Source organism: Suipraeoptans intestinalis (assembly GCF_009696485.1).
GTDB classification, from domain to species: domain Bacteria; phylum Bacillota; class Clostridia; order Lachnospirales; family Lachnospiraceae; genus Suipraeoptans; species Suipraeoptans intestinalis.
The window spans coordinates 687784-704499 of the sequence record NZ_VULY01000018.1 but is presented as its reverse complement, the minus strand read 5'-3'; the positions used below and the strand labels follow the sequence as shown (position 1 = coordinate 704499).

The 16716-nt window shown below is 34.4% G+C and carries 14 protein-coding genes; all 14 read left to right on the top strand.

Annotated features, from left to right (window positions below):
* Nucleotides 1-7: 7 nt before the first annotated feature.
* The 14 genes from FYJ34_RS03995 to FYJ34_RS03935 all read left to right on the top strand — a co-directional run bounded on the left by FYJ34_RS03995 (nucleotide 8) and on the right by FYJ34_RS03935 (nucleotide 16672).
* Nucleotides 8-1078 carry a site-specific integrase gene (locus tag FYJ34_RS03995; RefSeq protein ID WP_330582521.1) on the top strand — a complete coding sequence of 357 codons (1071 nt, stop codon included), beginning with the start codon at nucleotides 8-10 and terminating at the stop codon, nucleotides 1076-1078.
* 10 nt (nucleotides 1079-1088) lie between these two features.
* Entirely contained in the window at nucleotides 1089-1472 is a 384-nt protein-coding gene (locus tag FYJ34_RS03990) for a plasmid mobilization protein (RefSeq protein WP_154476450.1), read from the top strand.
* A gap of 89 nt (nucleotides 1473-1561) precedes the next feature.
* Nucleotides 1562-2179, top strand: coding sequence for a hypothetical protein (locus FYJ34_RS03985; protein WP_235899229.1), 618 nt, complete (start codon nucleotides 1562-1564; stop codon nucleotides 2177-2179).
* Nucleotides 2176-2487 carry a hypothetical protein gene (locus FYJ34_RS13105; RefSeq protein ID WP_235899227.1) on the top strand — a complete coding sequence of 104 codons (312 nt, stop codon included), beginning with the start codon at nucleotides 2176-2178 and terminating at the stop codon, nucleotides 2485-2487. Before FYJ34_RS03985 ends, FYJ34_RS13105 begins: the two co-directional genes overlap by 4 nt.
* A complete protein-coding gene (locus FYJ34_RS03980) occupies nucleotides 2484-3446 on the top strand; it encodes an AAA family ATPase (protein ID WP_154476448.1) in 963 nt (320 codons plus the stop codon). The genes FYJ34_RS13105 and FYJ34_RS03980 overlap by 4 nt, the downstream gene beginning before the upstream one ends.
* Before the next feature lie 268 nt (nucleotides 3447-3714).
* Nucleotides 3715-4095, top strand: a complete 381-nt coding sequence (locus FYJ34_RS03975) for a mobilization protein (RefSeq protein ID WP_154476446.1) — start codon at nucleotides 3715-3717, stop codon at nucleotides 4093-4095.
* A complete protein-coding gene (locus FYJ34_RS13100) occupies nucleotides 4095-5024 on the top strand; it encodes a relaxase/mobilization nuclease domain-containing protein (protein WP_235899225.1) in 930 nt (309 codons plus the stop codon). Before FYJ34_RS03975 ends, FYJ34_RS13100 begins: the two co-directional genes overlap by 1 nt.
* Nucleotides 5021-5530 carry a hypothetical protein gene (locus tag FYJ34_RS13095; RefSeq protein WP_235899217.1) on the top strand — a complete coding sequence of 170 codons (510 nt, stop codon included), beginning with the start codon at nucleotides 5021-5023 and terminating at the stop codon, nucleotides 5528-5530. Before FYJ34_RS13100 ends, FYJ34_RS13095 begins: the two co-directional genes overlap by 4 nt.
* A 146-nt stretch (nucleotides 5531-5676) precedes the next feature.
* Nucleotides 5677-7845, top strand: coding sequence for a Dam family site-specific DNA-(adenine-N6)-methyltransferase (locus FYJ34_RS03965; RefSeq protein WP_154476444.1), 2169 nt, complete (start codon nucleotides 5677-5679; stop codon nucleotides 7843-7845).
* Nucleotides 7846-9828, top strand: a complete 1983-nt coding sequence (locus FYJ34_RS03960) for an AlwI family type II restriction endonuclease (RefSeq protein WP_154476442.1) — start codon at nucleotides 7846-7848, stop codon at nucleotides 9826-9828.
* 32 nt (nucleotides 9829-9860) lie between these two features.
* Nucleotides 9861-10775 carry a HamA C-terminal domain-containing protein gene (locus tag FYJ34_RS03955; RefSeq protein ID WP_330582520.1) on the top strand — a complete coding sequence of 305 codons (915 nt, stop codon included), beginning with the start codon at nucleotides 9861-9863 and terminating at the stop codon, nucleotides 10773-10775.
* Nucleotides 10776-10794: 19 nt separating this feature from the next.
* A complete protein-coding gene (locus tag FYJ34_RS03950; RefSeq protein WP_154476438.1) occupies nucleotides 10795-13329 on the top strand; it encodes a DEAD/DEAH box helicase in 2535 nt (844 codons plus the stop codon).
* 205 nt (nucleotides 13330-13534) lie between these two features.
* A complete protein-coding gene (locus tag FYJ34_RS15130; RefSeq protein ID WP_276959799.1) occupies nucleotides 13535-13651 on the top strand; it encodes an HTH domain-containing protein in 117 nt (38 codons plus the stop codon).
* Nucleotides 13652-14077: 426 nt separating this feature from the next.
* Complete coding sequence (locus FYJ34_RS03935; protein ID WP_154476434.1) at nucleotides 14078-16672, top strand: DEAD/DEAH box helicase family protein; 2595 nt, start codon at nucleotides 14078-14080, stop codon at nucleotides 16670-16672.
* The last annotated feature ends 44 nt before the right edge of the window (nucleotides 16673-16716 follow it).

Here is a 16716-nt window from a genome sequence, read left to right as displayed (position 1 = left end):
TGGTGCTGTGTCAGCAAGCAAGGATAAAGAAAGAGGTACCTGGAAAATTTATTTGAGGTATGTTGATTGGCAAGGAGTAAAACAAATCCATACAAAACGTGGATTCGCTACAAAGAGAGAGGCATTGGAATATGAAAGGGAGTTTTTAGCGAGTAAGTCAAGAGATTTGAATATGTTATTTGAATCCTTTGTTGAAATCTATTTGAGCGATTTAAAGCCGAGGATTAAATACAACACTTATTTGACAAAGGTTCATATTATAGAAACGAAAATAATACCATACTTTGCCAAGAAATCTATAGCTGAAATAACAGCTCCGGATATTTTACAATGGCAAAATGAGTTGCTTAAAAAGTCGGACAGTGAAGGGAAACAGTATTCTCAAACTTATTTAAGAACGATTCAGAATCAACTGAATGCAATCCTTAACCATGCAAGCAAATATTACGGACTGACAAGCAATCCTACTCATAAAACGACAAAAATAGGAAAATCAAAGGCACAGGAAATGTTATTTTGGACGAAAGAGGAGTATGAAAAATTCGCTGAAAGTATTAAAAGCAAGCCGGCTTCATATTATGCCTTTGAGATACTTTATTGGTGCGGTATTAGAGAAGGTGAGTTACTGGCTTTGACTAAAGAGGATTTTAATTTTGAAAAGAAAACTTTGAGCATCAATAAATCCTATCAGAGGATCAAAGGAAAAGACTATATCACTTCACCCAAGACGGAAAAAAGCAATCGTGTGATTCAATTACCGCAGTTTCTATGTGATGAAATGGCTGATTTTTTCGGAATGTATTATCATTTGGGTTCAAAATCAAGGCTGTTTCATTTTACAAAGTCACATTTGCATCACGAGATGGATAGGGGATGTAAGTTGTCGGGAGTAAAAAGAATCAGGGTTCATGATTTAAGACATTCCCATGTTGCTTATTTAATAGAGCAAGGCTTTTCACCGGTGGTAATAGCGGATCGTTTAGGGCATGAAAGCATTTCAATCACTCTAAATTACGCACATTTGTATCCGTCAAAGCAGTTGGAGATTGTGAACATTATCGAAAAAGAAAGGAATTAGGAAATTTAAGATGAGTAAGATTTTTAAAAGAGAAAGTCTACGAACAAAAGGTAGAAAGCTGAAAGTCGACAAAAACAGGAAGAGAAATATTATAGTGAATTTCAGAATGTCTCCGGAAGAAAAAAGTTTATTGGAAGAGAAAATAGCATTATCAGGATTGAACAAACAGGATTATATGATTCAAATGAGCTTAAATCATAGCGTTGAAGTGTTCGGAAATATAAGAGTGTTTGATGAATTAAAAGAGAAACTGAGAGTGCTTGAAGAATATTTTGAAAATGTAAATTTGGACTGCGATATGGATGAAAATAAACTTGAACTTCTTGCATATATTCTAGAAATGTTCGAAACGGTGAATAGAAATAAAAATGACTCTATCTACGGCGATAGATAGAGCCGGGAAGCAACCTGATAAGATTGCAACTCTCAAATAATATTTTATCAGGTTGTACTTCCATCATCAACAAAAATATGGAGGTAGCAATGATAAACAAGGAAAAATATATTAACAATATTCCGCAGGAATTAAAAGAACACAAGCAATGGTTATGGTTTAAGATTTATCGAAACAAGGATAAAAACGGGAATATAAAAATGATTAAGATACCGATCAGTCCGATTACTTGTGATTCAAACGATTGGAATAAAAAAGAGAATTGGTCGGATTTTGAAACCGCATTTGCAGGTTTGGAGAGAAGCGGATGCGATGGTTTGTCTTTTGTATTGACGGAGGACGATTCCCTTGTTTGTATAGATTTGGACAAGGTGAAAGAAAAGAATTTTGATAAAACGAGAGCAATTATAAGTGATTTTGCAGATACCTATAAGGAAATATCCGTATCAGGAAACGGAGTGCATATTTTTGCTAAGGGGAACATTCCGAAAAATCTCAATAATCAGGACGATCTATTTGAAATGTATAAATCAAATAAGTGCATTGCTATGACAGGTAATGTGATAGGAACTTGCACAGAAATAAAAGAAGAACAATATAAGCTGAGTATTCATTATGAAAGATATGCAATCAAAAAAGTATCGGAGAACAGATTTCATATTACCGAAATGTGGGCAGTGATGTTCCGGATATTGAAGATATTATGAAAGCAATCTATCGGACTAACAGAAAGGGAAGCGGACTTTTCACCGGAGGATATTCTACGGGAGATCCAAGTAAAGATGATTTTCAGCTTCTTCTTGTGTTGAACAGCTTTACACATGGAAATGCCGACTTGATGTTGGAAATCTTTTTAAAATCCGCATTGAATCGTATGGGAGATATGAGCAAAAGGAGGACGGAAGCGGCGTATCTTAAGTATCTGAATCAAAGTATAAAAAAAGCACAGGAAGTCGGAGGAACGAATTATTGGGATTACAACTACCACAGGAAAAACAAGGAGGTGATTCATTGAAAGCATACACGATAGATACGGTATTTGATGTCTCCGGTAAGTATGTAGTCGATAATATTATTGCAAGGAAAAGTATAACCCTGATTGTTGCTTCGCCCAAAAAAGGAAAGACTGCATTGGGACTTAATCTTGGAATATGTATCAATGAGGGAATTGATTTTCTGGAAAACAAGGTGAGGAAAACAAAGGTTGTTTATTATTGCAATGAGTTATCCGGAAGTCTTATTCAAGAGAGAGTCGGCAGATTGGATTTACCTTGCTCAAGTACGATGAAATTCTATGAAGGCACAAGTTATGTGGATTTTGATGAGTTTGAAAAAATCATAAAATTAGATGTTGAATCAGGCTATGAGGTGTTTATTGTCGATACTTTTTCCAAGATAAAATATGACAGGAAATACAATGCAAATGATTACAATGATACCTATGAAGTCATGGCGAAATATTATGAACTCATTGACAAATACGGTTGTACTTTTATCATGATGTATCACACAAAAAAAGATTCTTCGGTAAAAAGTGTCAGCGAGAAGGTTATAGGTTCTCAAGCCTTATCTGGTTCGGTAGATACCATCATTGCGATTGATAAAGCTTCGGAATTTGATACGGAATTCAAGTTGGATGTAACAAGCAGGCTCTTTGAATCGAAAGCCTATCAGGTAAAAATACATCCTGTGAGAAAGATATTGGAACTTGATAAAATAGATCCGATTGAAACATTGGAACCGTCTATTCAGAAATTGGTTCAAATGATGCCAAAGCTGAAAATGATGGAAGGAACGATAGTGGATATTTGCTCTAAGATTAATCTTGATGTTGAAAGTCCGCAACAATTCGGGAAAACTTTAAGTCGTAATAAGGATATTCTAAAGAAAAATGGAATCAGCATTACGATGAAGCGAGGTAAAAACAATAACAATTACCAAGTTAAATATAATTCGGAGGATGTGATTTATTAAAATGCCGTTCAAACCGTTCGTACCGTTTGATGTTTCGTATATAAGAGAATGTCGTGCGGTATGAACGGTGTAAACGGTAAATGAAGAAGTAACATCTATTTTTTCTGTGTAAGTTAAAGATGAATTTATAAAAATCATGAATTATAGGTAGATAGCAAGCATATACTTTTTGACCACAGTCCAAAAAGTAGGCTTGAAATTTGAAGAATCAAATTTGAAATATTTAGGGAGAGCCCTAATACCCCGAAGATGAAAGGAGAGACGAAAAATGTCAAAGACAGTTAATCGTAAAAATAATTGTACCGTTCACTTTATGGTGAATGAAGAAGATATGAATGAGCTTAACCGAAGATTTGCATTGACCAGTTTCAAGAGTAAAAGAGAGTTTTACCGAAATAGTATTTTCAAGAACAGAATTATCAGCATTGATATATCAGGAGCTCTTAGAAAAGAACTAAGAGAACTATCTTCTCTTGTAAGTCGTAATTCAGCTAACTTAAATCAGATAGCCAAAGTGGTAAACAGCACAGGAGTTATTTACAAAGATGATATGGAAAGTATTAAGAAAACTTTGCAAGTGGAACTACTTTTTCTATCAGAATTTAGAGAAAAAGTTTCCGACTATATTATCAATGAGGTTATAGGGTAATGGCAGTTACAAAGATACATCCCATTAAAACAACTCTTAAAAAGGCGATAGACTATATCTGCAATGGAAATAAAACCGATGATGAAATCTATGTTACCACACATCTTTGTAGCAGAGAAAATGCTCATAAGGAATTTGAACTCACCAAAAAGCAGTTTAACTCAAGGACAAAGACTTTGGCTCATCATCTGATCCAATCCTTCGTGCCGGAAGAAGTGAGCGCCCACGAAGCACATCAAGTGGGAATCGAACTTTGTGAAAAGATTTTAGAGGGAAAATATGAATATGTCTTAGCCACTCATATCGACAAAGATCATATTCATAATCACATAATCTTTAATTCCATAGATGTTGATGAGGGCAAAGTTTACCATTCCTATTACGGTTCCTATATGAATATCCGAAATCAGAGTGACAGGTTGTGCAAGGAACATAATTTATCGGTAATAGATGTTGAAACGCAAAAGGAAATCAACGAGATTAAGCGAAGAAAGTTCGTGAATTGGTATGACTGGAATGAAGATAAAAAAGGTAAAAGTTATAAATCAAGACTTCAATTTGATATGGATAGAGTAATTCAAAAAGCAATAAACTGGGAACATTTTCTTAAAATAATGGAACAATATGGATATGAAATTAAGTTTGGAAAGTATATTGCTTTCAAACAGAAAAATCAGCAGAGATTTACCAGAGCGAAAACCATAGGTGATAATTACACAGAAGAAAAAATCAAAGAAAGAATCCGAAATAAAGATAAAGAAATAGGAGAATTTGTTGATAAAACCAAATATGGAAATCAGGATTGGGTAGTTCACACCAACATGCAAGTAGCATCCAAAATTCTATTAAAAATAAGAGATAAAGGTTTTAACTCTATGGAAGCATTGGAAAAAGGAATTCAAAAAATATCATTTCAAAAAATGAATTGAAACAAGAATTTGATAAACTTTCGTGGGAACAAAAGAGGATAAAAGAAGTAGTAAAGCATATTCAAATCTGTATCAGCAAAAGAGAGCATTATCAGGGTTATCGCAAAAATCCGAATGATAAAATTTATATGATGATGAACCGAAAAGATATAGAAGCCTATCAGAAATCCTATGAGGAAATAGATATTTTTCTTAAGCAATTTCCGCATTTGAAAGATATTGTATTAGAAGGATTGAAGAAAAAATCAAGTAAAAATCTTTTTAGGAGATTAAACGAGCATTCTAAAGAATTGCAAGATAAACAAGAGGAGATTATGAAGAAACATAATTCATTATTAAAACAGTATCATGAATTGGAGCATCTGAAAAATAATATGAATGAGTATCTTGGTAAGGATAAAACAGAGAAAAAGGAATCAGTTATTGGGGCAATTAAGAAACATAAAAGGAAAATAGATAAAACAATTGAGCAGAGTCATAGTATGAGTAACGATATAGAGCTATAGCAATACATGGAGAGTATTATAAATTTGATACTCTCCATTTTTTGATGCAATTAGCATCTGATTTTTTAATAAAAATATAGAAAAAATGGGTGAAATATGCTATAATGTCTACTAAATAGATTAAAATGTGGCAAGGAGGAATAAAGATGGCAAGTCTTAATGTTACTGATGTAATAAAAGAATTAGACATTTCTAAGTCATATTTATATAAATTAATAGATAAAAAAAATATTTTAATTCCGAGAAGTGATACAGGAAGGTACTTTTGGGATGAAAATACAGTTGAAATTATAAAAAGATTTTTGCATATAGATGGTTTACAGGATAAGGATGACACAGATTTTTTAATATCTAAATTAGGATTAAAGCAGTTATTCATAAACAATAGACGATATTTAGGAAATAAATATTCTCTTTCCGATTTTATAAGAAAAACAGTTGATGAAAATTGTAAAGGTGTAAATATTGTTATTGACATATTTAGTGGAACTGGTGCAGTTGCGAATACTTTTAAGGATAAAATGCTTATCACAAATGATTTACTGTATAGTAATTATATTTCCAATTATGCATGGTTTGGATATGAAAAATATTCAAGTAAAAAGATAATTGAGCTTATATACGACTATAATCAAGTTAAAACAAAAGAAAATAATTATATGCGAGAAAATTTTGCAGATACATTCTTTTCTGCTGATGATTGTAGCAAGATAGGATATATAAGAGAAGATATAGAAACAAAGTATAAAAACAAAGAAATAAATTTTAAGGAATATGCAATACTTATTACATCGCTTCTATATGCAATGGATAAGATTGCAAACACAGTTGGACACTACGATGCATATAGAAAAAATGTTGATTTTGAGAAAAAATTAGTATTGAATGTTTTATTACCTGAAGAAACGGTAAATTCTAATAATATTTGTTATAACTTAGATGCCAATAAACTTATTAAAAGTATTAGGGGTGATTTGTTGTACTTGGATCCTCCATATAATTCAAGGCAGTATTGTGATGCATATCATTTACTTGAAAATGTGGCAAGATGGGAAAAACCTGAAGTTTATGGAGTTGCAAGAAAGATGGATAGGACTTCACTTAAAAGTGATTACTGCATGATTACGGCTACAAAAGCATTTGAAGAACTTATTGAAATGGCTGATACAAAGTATATCTTACTTTCATATAACAATATGTCCGACAAGGGAAATGATAGGTCGAATGCGAAAATATCAGATGAAGATATTATGAGAATTCTTAGTAAAAAGGGGAAAGTTATTATATTTGAATCAGACTACAAGAGTTTTTCGACGGGGAAATCAGATATAAAAGATAATAAAGAAAGACTATTTTTATGTGAAGTATTTAGCGAAGAAAAAAAGAAAATGAATATACCTTGCCCGTTTAATTATACAGGTGGAAAATTTAAGTTGCTAGAACAGTTGCAACCTTTATTTGATGAAAAGGAAGTATTTTTAGATTTGTTTGCCGGAGGAGGAAATGTTGGAATAAATTCATCTTCTTCAAAAGTTATTTTTAATGATACGAATGAAAATTTGATAAATTTAATTGAATTTATAAAAGACACTGATACTGATGCTTTATTAAAACAAATAGACAATATTATTGAGGCGTATAATTTATCCAATACATCATTATATGGGTATTCTTATTATGATTGTGATAGTAGTAGAGGCTTAGCCGAATACAATAAAGGAAGATTTCTCAAGTTAAGAGATGATTTTAATGCTAAAGTTCTTGCTAGAGAAATAGATTATCCAATGCTGTATGTACTTATGGTGTTCTCTTTTAATAATCAGATTAGGTTTAATCGAAAGGGACTTTTTAATCTTCCGGTAGGTAAGAGAGATTTTAATTCCAAAATGAGAAGTAAACTTGTATTATTTTCTGAAGAATTAAAAAGTAAAGATGTCCAGTTTATGAAAAAGGATTTTAGAGAAATCTCGTTAGATGATTTTTCTCAGGAGACTTTTATTTATTGTGATCCACCTTATTTGATTACAAATGCAACATATAATGAAAATGGAATGTGGACTGAAATAGAAGAAAAAGCTTTACTTGAATTTTTGGACGAAGCCAATGAAAAAGGTTTTAGTTTTGCTTTGTCTAATGTTTTGGAAAGTAAAAATAAAAGAAATGATATTTTATATAATTGGATTGAAAGTAAGGGTTATTCCTGCAATCGTCTGAATAAAAGTTATTCAAATAGCAGTTATCACAGAAGAAATAAGAATAGTATATCTGAAGAAGTTTTGATTACTAATTATCCAGTTGATTGGAGGAATGAGTAAATGGTAAATAAAAGTATTCCATATCAAAGTTTTTGTTGGGTTATAGGAACTACAAGTTTTAGAACTGCAAAACTAAATTTAAAAATCGAGGCACAGTTGTTGCTTCTTGATGAGTTTTATAATGAGGTCATAAAGGAATCAAGTTGGAACTGGAACAATGAATTGCAAGAAAAATATTATGATTTTATGAAAGATAGAGCTTTCCTAACAGGAGAAGCAAAAAGAAAAGACAAAGATGCCAGAGAAAAAACATCAGGACTGGTTGATATTGGTTTAATTACAGAAGATAGATTGATTACGGATGCAGGAAGAGAACTCCTTAAAATAACAAGTAGTGGGGATTTTGAAACTAATAATGTGTTTAATATTAATAGAGATAGCTTTATCTATCTAAAACAGCTTCTTAAAACAAGTATAGATGTAAGTGGTAGTATCGTTAGACCGTTTATTGCGGTTGTAAAGTGCCTGACGGAACTTGAGTTTTTAAGTTATGACGAGTTTACTTATTTTGTTCCGCTAATTAGAGATGACGAAAGTGCAAAACAAATCATATCAGATATTAAATTATATCGAGAAGGTAAAATTTTGCCGGAAGAAATAATTTATAAGAGGCTTATGCAAATGGAAAACTACAAACTTGCACAAGAAGAATTTATAGCCTCTGATGTTGATGAAAATCTAATATGTTTAGTGGGAATGAATCGTAAAAGCAGAAGCTATGACAAGCCGTACTATAAATTGTATGAGAATTTAAAGAAGGTATTTCTTGATGGTGAAAACATTTATGAATCACTATTAAATTCTGCAAAGAATATAAATCAAAAACCTGGAACATTGTGGAGAAGTTTACTATTTAAAACAACCAATATTGGTGTTGTAAGAAAAAATGGGAAGTCTTCAATTCACAAACAATGCCCATTTATAAACTGTAAAAATGAAACAGAACTAAAAGAAGTGTTTTTCAAATATTTACATGTTTTTAAAGCAATGGCGACGTTATCTGATTATTTTGATTTAAATAGAAGATATTTTAATATTACAGATACTCTAATTTTTGAAGATCGTATGATTAAGTTGGATATGATTCCAAAGTATTATTTTAAAGAAATTATTGATATTCTGTATACAGAAACTTTTAGTAGAGATAATAATCTCAGGGCTGATGCCCCACTTGAAACTATATCAGAAGCATTCAAGTTAGATATTAGCAAAGTATATGCAGCTTTAAGTAAAGATTTAGGAATTACAATTAAGAGTCCGGAACAAGCTGCAACTTATGTAAATGATGAACGATACAGAAGATTTAATGCTTTGATCGATAAGAAATTTAACGATTCTGTGCTTATAGAGTTACTAAATTGTTTTGAGAAACGTGATGATAAAAGGATTGAAGAACTTGTTACAGATGAGGCTGCAATACCTACTATTTTTGAATATATTTTAGGAATTATATGGTACAAGGTAAGCGAAAGACAGGGAAATATTTTAGATTTCATGAAATTATCATTAGAAGCAAATTTATTACCTAAGACACATGCAGCCGGAGGCTATGCAGATATTATATATGAATATGAGGCATGTACTTCTTATCCTAAACATTCGCTATTACTTGAAGCAACTCTTGCAGATGGAAATAATCAAAGAAGAATGGAAATGGAGCCTGTTTCAAGACATTTAGGAGATTATAGGATTAGATTTAATAATCCATTCGATTATAGCTTGTTTGTTAGCACTTATCTGGACAAAAATGTGATTTCAGATTTTAGGTATAGAAAGATAATCCCATATACCAGAGATGAAGAAACCATTACAGGCATGAAGATTATTTCAATGGATACAGATTCTCTGAAGAAGATTATTGAAAATAAGGTCAAGTATAAGTATTTGTATGAGGTCTTTGACAAATACCACGAAATGCCATTAGAGACAGTAGATTGGCATGATGGGATGATAAGAGAGGCTACTGGGGAGTATAAGGCATAAGTCTTCTGTACTATTAAAGGAGGATGGTAATTTTGGAAGAAAAAGATATATTAAAACGGTTAATAAAAAATGATTCTTTATTTAATATGATTGGCGTAGTTGTCAAGCAATATGATATTCTTCCAAATAACAAAGAACATATTGGTGCATATATAGAATATCAAGATATACAAGAGCTTAGAGATGGATTTGTTGAAGAACTATCTGACACTATTGTTGATTGGATTTATAGTTCGGAAAAATATAAAGAAATTAAGAAAAAGTTAGTTAAAACCGGCAAATCCGAGGCCTCAGCTTCGCAACATATTAGCAGAAAAGCTAAAAATAAATTTAGAGCTAATAAAAATAGTGAAAATATTTTAATACAAGGTCAAATGGGAGAATTGCTATTATATCATTTCATCCAAAAATGTATGAAAGCAGTTCCCTTGCTTAGAAAAATGAATATAGCCACATCACCTGACCATGAAAGATTTGGAGCGGACGCAATACATTTTAAAATAGAAAATGGTAAAAATATAATCATATTAGGAGAAGCGAAAACATATACATCTAAATATAAATTTAATGAAGCATTTTCTGATGCGTTAGATAGCATATTAAATACATATAATAAGCACAGATCAGAGGTGGGTTTATATGTACATGAAGATTTTTTAGATGATGAAATGAACGAAATTGCTGAAAAATATCTAAATAATACCTTGAAACCTGTAGAAATTCAGCTGGTAAGTATAGTAACTTATAATGAGTTATCTAATATTAATAAAATAGATGAATATAGCATTAGAAATGATATTGAAAAAATAATTGAAGAAAGATATAGAAATTATGACAATACTAAGATTGATATTATTAAAAATCCAATATTGTCGAGAATTACTTATATAGTATTTCCTGTTTGGGATTTAAAAGAACTAGCCGGAAAATTTCAGAAATTAATATAGAGAAAGGGGGAACAAATTAATGAAGCAACTAAAGAATGATATTCTTGAACAGTGGTTAAATATTGAGTTTACTTCAGTTGCTCATAAAATGGGGCTGATAAATGCTGACAGAGTAGTTAGCTATAATGAAACATTAATATATAACTCTGTTAGATGCTTGGATTATGAATCTATTATGATTGCTTCTCCCGATGTTAATTATATTATTACTGTTATTGGTCTAATGTGGGAACATATTAATTTTGAAGAATATGATTTGAGAAAAATCATTGTAAAATTTTTATCCAGAATAGGTTATCCAACTTCAGCTATTATATGTGATGAGAATTTTGATAGAGCTAATTGCAAATTTACTGTACTAGACAGTTATATTGATGAGATAACAACAACAATAAATCAGTTAAATAATGAGGTCAATATAGGTAATCGGAAGTATTTGTTAACAAATTTTCAAAAGAAAATTTGGGATAGTATGGATAATGATAAGATTTTAGGGATTTCTGCTCCAACTTCTGCAGGAAAATCATTTGTAATTCTATTAAAAATAGTAAATAGATTGCGAACTGAAAATATTGACATTGTATACATCGTTCCTACATTGAGTCTACTCAATCAAGTGATGGAAGACTTTAATCGTGAATTAAAAGCTAATGGTGTAGAGAATTATTGGATTACTAATTCTTTCGATGGAAAGCAAGTAAAAGATAGAAAGAATATCTATGTAATGACACAAGAAAAAGCTATTGCAGCATTTGATAATTTTGATGAGGCTTTTTCTAAAAAACTTATACTTGTGGCAGATGAAATTCAAAATATAGAAAGGATTGAAGAAGACTCAGATCAACGAGCGAAAATATTATTTGATACATTAGTAGAATTTAGATACAAAGATAATGTTGACAAAATTATTATTTCTGGTCCTAGGATAGAAGAAATTGATAAGGTAGGAGAGAGTATTTTTGGTACTGAGACTATTGATCATACAACGAATATTAGTCCAGTTTTAAATTTGACTTACAGTATAAAGAAAAAAGATAAAAGATATTTTTTAAAACAGTACTGTATTCTTACTAAAAATCCATTAGTAATAGGGATTGAAAATACTAATCTTATAAAGTGTTATGGCAAGAAAATATATACGAATGATTATTTGGAATATTTGAGTTGTATTGTAAATAAAATCGGCAGGAACTCACAAAATATTATTTTTGCACCGACATCATCCACTGCAAGAAAAATAGCGGTAGCGTTAGAGTTTCCTGTAACGAAATGTAATTTAGATTTAGTAGAGTATTATCGGAATTCTGTAAGTGAAAATTATTCTTTATGCGAAACACTTATGAAAGGTGTTGCATATCACCATGGGAAATTACCTATGCATGTCAGAAGAACTTTGGAAGTGGCTATAACGAATAAAAATGTATCTAATGTTGTATGCACTACTACGCTACTTCAAGGAGTAAATTTGCCTGCACAAAATATATTTATTAGGAACCCGCATTTATATATCAATAAAACTTCGGAAGCAGTAGAATTAACGAATTATGAAATGGCTAATCTTCGCGGTAGGGCGGGTAGATTATTAAAAGATTATGTGGGAAGAACTTTTGTAATGGATGAGGATGCATTTGCAGAAACAGAAGGGTATGAACAATTAGAATTATTTGAGGATGAAAGTAAAGAACTATCGACTGGTTATGAACAAAGATTTCAAGAGTATAAATGGGAAATTGAAGATGCTCTTAAGAATGATAAAATTGTGGATGAAACCATGAAAAAATATGGATATATAATATCATACATAAGACAGTCAGTTTTGAGATATGGAAAAGATTCGAAACATAGAATGGATAATGTCGGAATAAAACTTACACAAAAACAAGTAGCTGCAATAATCTTAAAGCTTGAAAGCTTAACTATACCCAAAGAAGTTTGTTATAAAAATCGATATTGGGATCCATTTGTTTTAGAAAAAATTTATACGGATTTTGACTTGACTGTTCCTAAGACTCCATCTGAAAAAGGTGTGAAAAATAAACTAGACAAGATACTCAAATGGCTGAGAGATAAAGAAGAAACAGCATTTATGTATAAAAAATATATCCCCTCTTTATATCAGAACGGGCAATCAAGAAGTATAATGGTTTCACTTGGGTTACATTGGGCTAACGGCATAAAGTTATATGACATATTTAATAATGATAGATATAAAGGGGATAGTGGTGCAGAAAAAATTGATGAAACAATTGAGTTGTTGCAACAAACAATATCTTTTAATCTTCCTTTGTTATTAAAGCCTATATATGATATAAAAAATCCGGATAGTTGTTTTTTGGCTTGTATGCAATTAGGTGCAATAAATAATATTACAAGAGCGATGATTGAAATGGGGATTCCGCGTGAGACATCACTTTATTTATTTGAAAAAATTTTTCTGAATTTTAAAGGAAATGAAAAAAGTGAATTGTCAGAAGAAAACATAAGAGAAATAATTAAACAACATTATGATAATCTCCCGTATTGGATACAGGTTCAGTTGAATTTTATAAAATGATAAAATGCTTTCGTGCTTGCAATATGCTTGCAAAAAATCAGATAAACAGAAATAAAACGGATAATAAGGCTAAATCTGATAACAAAAACCTTGATTTTATGCCATTTATACAAAACAATATCAATGTACATATCGAGTTTGAATAGTTAAAAACAGGCTCTAAAGCCTTAAGAAAAATGTCGGTTTGAATAAGACTGAAAAGAAAGTGATAGAACTCTTAATAGAAAATCCAAGTATAACATCCGTTGAACTGGCAGAAAAATTAGGCGTAACAAAGAGAACTATTGAGAGAGCATTTAAATCTTTACAAGAAAAAAGATAATAGAAAGAATTGGATCAAAGCGTCATGGGAACTGGATTGTGGTGAGGTGAGTAGTATAAATTTAGACGCTTATAAGACTGAAGCAGAATAAAAAAGTTGATTATGCTTATTAGTTTTAACATTACGAAAGGGAATTATAAGCTTGTACCAATTAAAAATAAAAATTTAGTGTACTGTCATTTTAATTTAGTCATCTGTGAAAGAAATACAGACGATATGAAACGTTTATATGATGCTCTGATCGAATAGCTAGAATGGTTATTGGTTATTGCACACTTGCAGAGCAGCCGCTTCAGGAGGAGCGGCTGCTTGCATTCAGAAGAAAAGAGAAAAAGGGGAAGGATATGGATTACGAGGGAATCTTAAAGTTTCGGGGGAACCTGGCGCAGCTACCAGACCCGGGTACTGCGGAATGCAGAACACTATATGGCGGACGGAAGGATCCACATTGTTGCGGCGCCGGGATCCGGGAAGACGACGTTAGGGATTGAGCTGATCCGCAGGCAAAAGGAGAAAGCGCTTGTTCTGGTTCCCACCGTTACGATCCGCGAGCAGTGGATTGCCAGGATCCGGGAGGCATTCCTGTGTGAAGGCGTGGAGGAAGAGGTATACCTGTCGCAGAATCTCAGGGAACCAAAAGAGATTACAGTGGCAACATATCAGGCGCTGCACAGTGCCATGACAAGATTCCGGGGAAGAGAAGAAACGGAAAGTGAAAAGGAGGAACCGGTGGAGGCCGGACAGGAAGTGGATTACTCCGGATTTGATCTGACAGCAGTCATGAAAGAGACCGGGATCGGGGTTTTATGCCTAGATGAGTGCCACCATCTGCGAAATGAATGGTGGAAGGCCCTGGAAGAATTCCGCCGGGAAATGAAGGGGCTTCGGGTGATCGCTTTGACGGCGACGCCGCCATATGATTCGACGCCGGCAATGTGGACCAAATACATAGATATGTGCGGGGAGATCGATGAAGAAATCACGATTCCGGAGCTGGTAAAGGAAGGAAGCCTCTGCCCGCATCAGGATTATGTGTACTTCAACTATCCGACATCAGAAGAAGAAAAGGAATGGAAGAAATTTCAGGAACGTAGCAAAGCCATGCTGCAGACACTGATGGAAGACGGGGAGCTCCTGAACGCTGTCAGAGGCCACAAAGGGCTGATCGGACAGATGGAAGAGGAACTACTTTTAAGCGATCCGGCGTATCTGTCTTCTATTCTGATCTATCTGCAAAGCAAAGGCGTTCCGTTTCCGGAGCGGCTGCAAAGACTGCTGGGAGCAAAACGTCTTCCCAAAATGGATGTCGGTTGGATGGAGCGGCTGCTGCAGGGATTTCTGTACCATGATGCAGAATCCTACCTGTGCGACAAGATGTACCGTGAAATGCTGGAAGATCGCCTGAAGAGGCAGGGATTGCTGGAAAAGAAGAAAGTGATTCTGACTACCAGCGCCGCAGTGGAAAAGCTTCTGACAAATTCATTGGGAAAAATCAACAGTATTCGTAAGATCGTGTTTCACGAGTATGAGACCATGGGAGAAGGACTGCGTCTCTTGGTGCTGACAGACTATATCCGGCGAGAGTGTGAGGGGATTCTGGGAGATTCCGGCAGTGATGTGAATCTGTTGGGAGTCCTGCCCTTTTTTGAGATGCTGCGCAGGGAAAGCGCAAAGAGGCAGGCATCTCTTCGCTTGGGAGTCCTGTGCGGAAGCATTGTAATCATTCCGGCAGAGGCAAAAGAGGCTCTCCTGCAGGAAATAGGGGAGGCAGACCGGGTAGCGTTTGGAAGAGCCGGAAGCCTTTCAGAAGCAGAGTATCTGAAAGTGACAGCAGTGGGAGAGGGACATTTCTTAACAGCGGCTGTCACAGCTATCTTTTCAAAGGGATATATACAGACCCTGATCGGGACGAAATCCCTGCTGGGAGAGGGCTGGGATTCTCCGTGTGTGAATGCACTGATTTTGGCCAGCTTCGTGGGTTCGTTCATGCTGAGTAATCAGATGCGGGGACGTGCTATTCGGGTATGGAAGGACAACCCGGACAAAACCAGCAACATCTGGCATCTGGTCTGTCTGAAGCCGCAGAAAGAGGCAAGGAAGGATTCGGAGGAAGAGATCAGTGAAGACTTTCGCCTGCTGGGTCGCAGGATGGAACAGTTTTTGGGACTGCATGACAGGGAGGAAACCATTGAAAGCGGGATACAAAGGCTGTCTGTTATCAAACCGCCTTTTCACAAGCCGCAGGTGCAGTCGATCAATAAGCGGATGTTGGAAATGTCCAGCCAGCGTTCTTGTCTGAAGCAGCGATGGGAGAAGGCGCTGGTCATCTACGAAGCCATGGAAGTGGCGGTGGAGACAGAAGTAAAAGAAACCTTCGTCACAAAGGTTGCCTTTTTCGATGCACTTTTAAATCTGGTACTGGCTATCGGGCTTACCATGGCGGCGACAGTGCTGCTACTCCTGCCGGTAAATCCCGTGCTTACTTTTGCCGGGTACTTTTTGGTTGTTATAGGAGGCGGCTGGGCGATGACACGATTTCCCAAGGTATTTATGCTGGGAAGCCCGCTAAGAAGGCTGAAGGCATTTGGGGAGGGGATCCGAAGGGCGATGGAGGAGCAGCAGATGTTGGCAGAGACGCGCTGCAAAGTGGAGACAGAGACCTTTTCGCCGGAGGTGCATACCCTCTACCTGTCAGGAGGAACAGGGAGGGATAAGGCGCTGTTTGCGCAGTGTGTACATGAATTTTTTACGGCTCTCGACAACCAGAGGTATATTCTTGTAAAAAAAGAAAAACGCCGGGGAATCGACAGCTTCTACGCGGTTCCGGAGTGTTTTGCCAGAAAAAAAGAAATGGCAGAGGCCTTTGCTAAATGCATGAAACCATACATTGGCAGTTATGATTGTGTTTATACGCGGAATGAAGCAGGAAGAAAGCTGCTACTGGAAGGAAGGGTGAAGGCATTGGCAAACAGAGAGGAGCGATGCCTGTCCCGGAAGAAGGTAAAAGGGGCGTTGGAATAAAGGGATAAAGAAAAACAGGAAAACGAACAGAGAAAACAGCAACG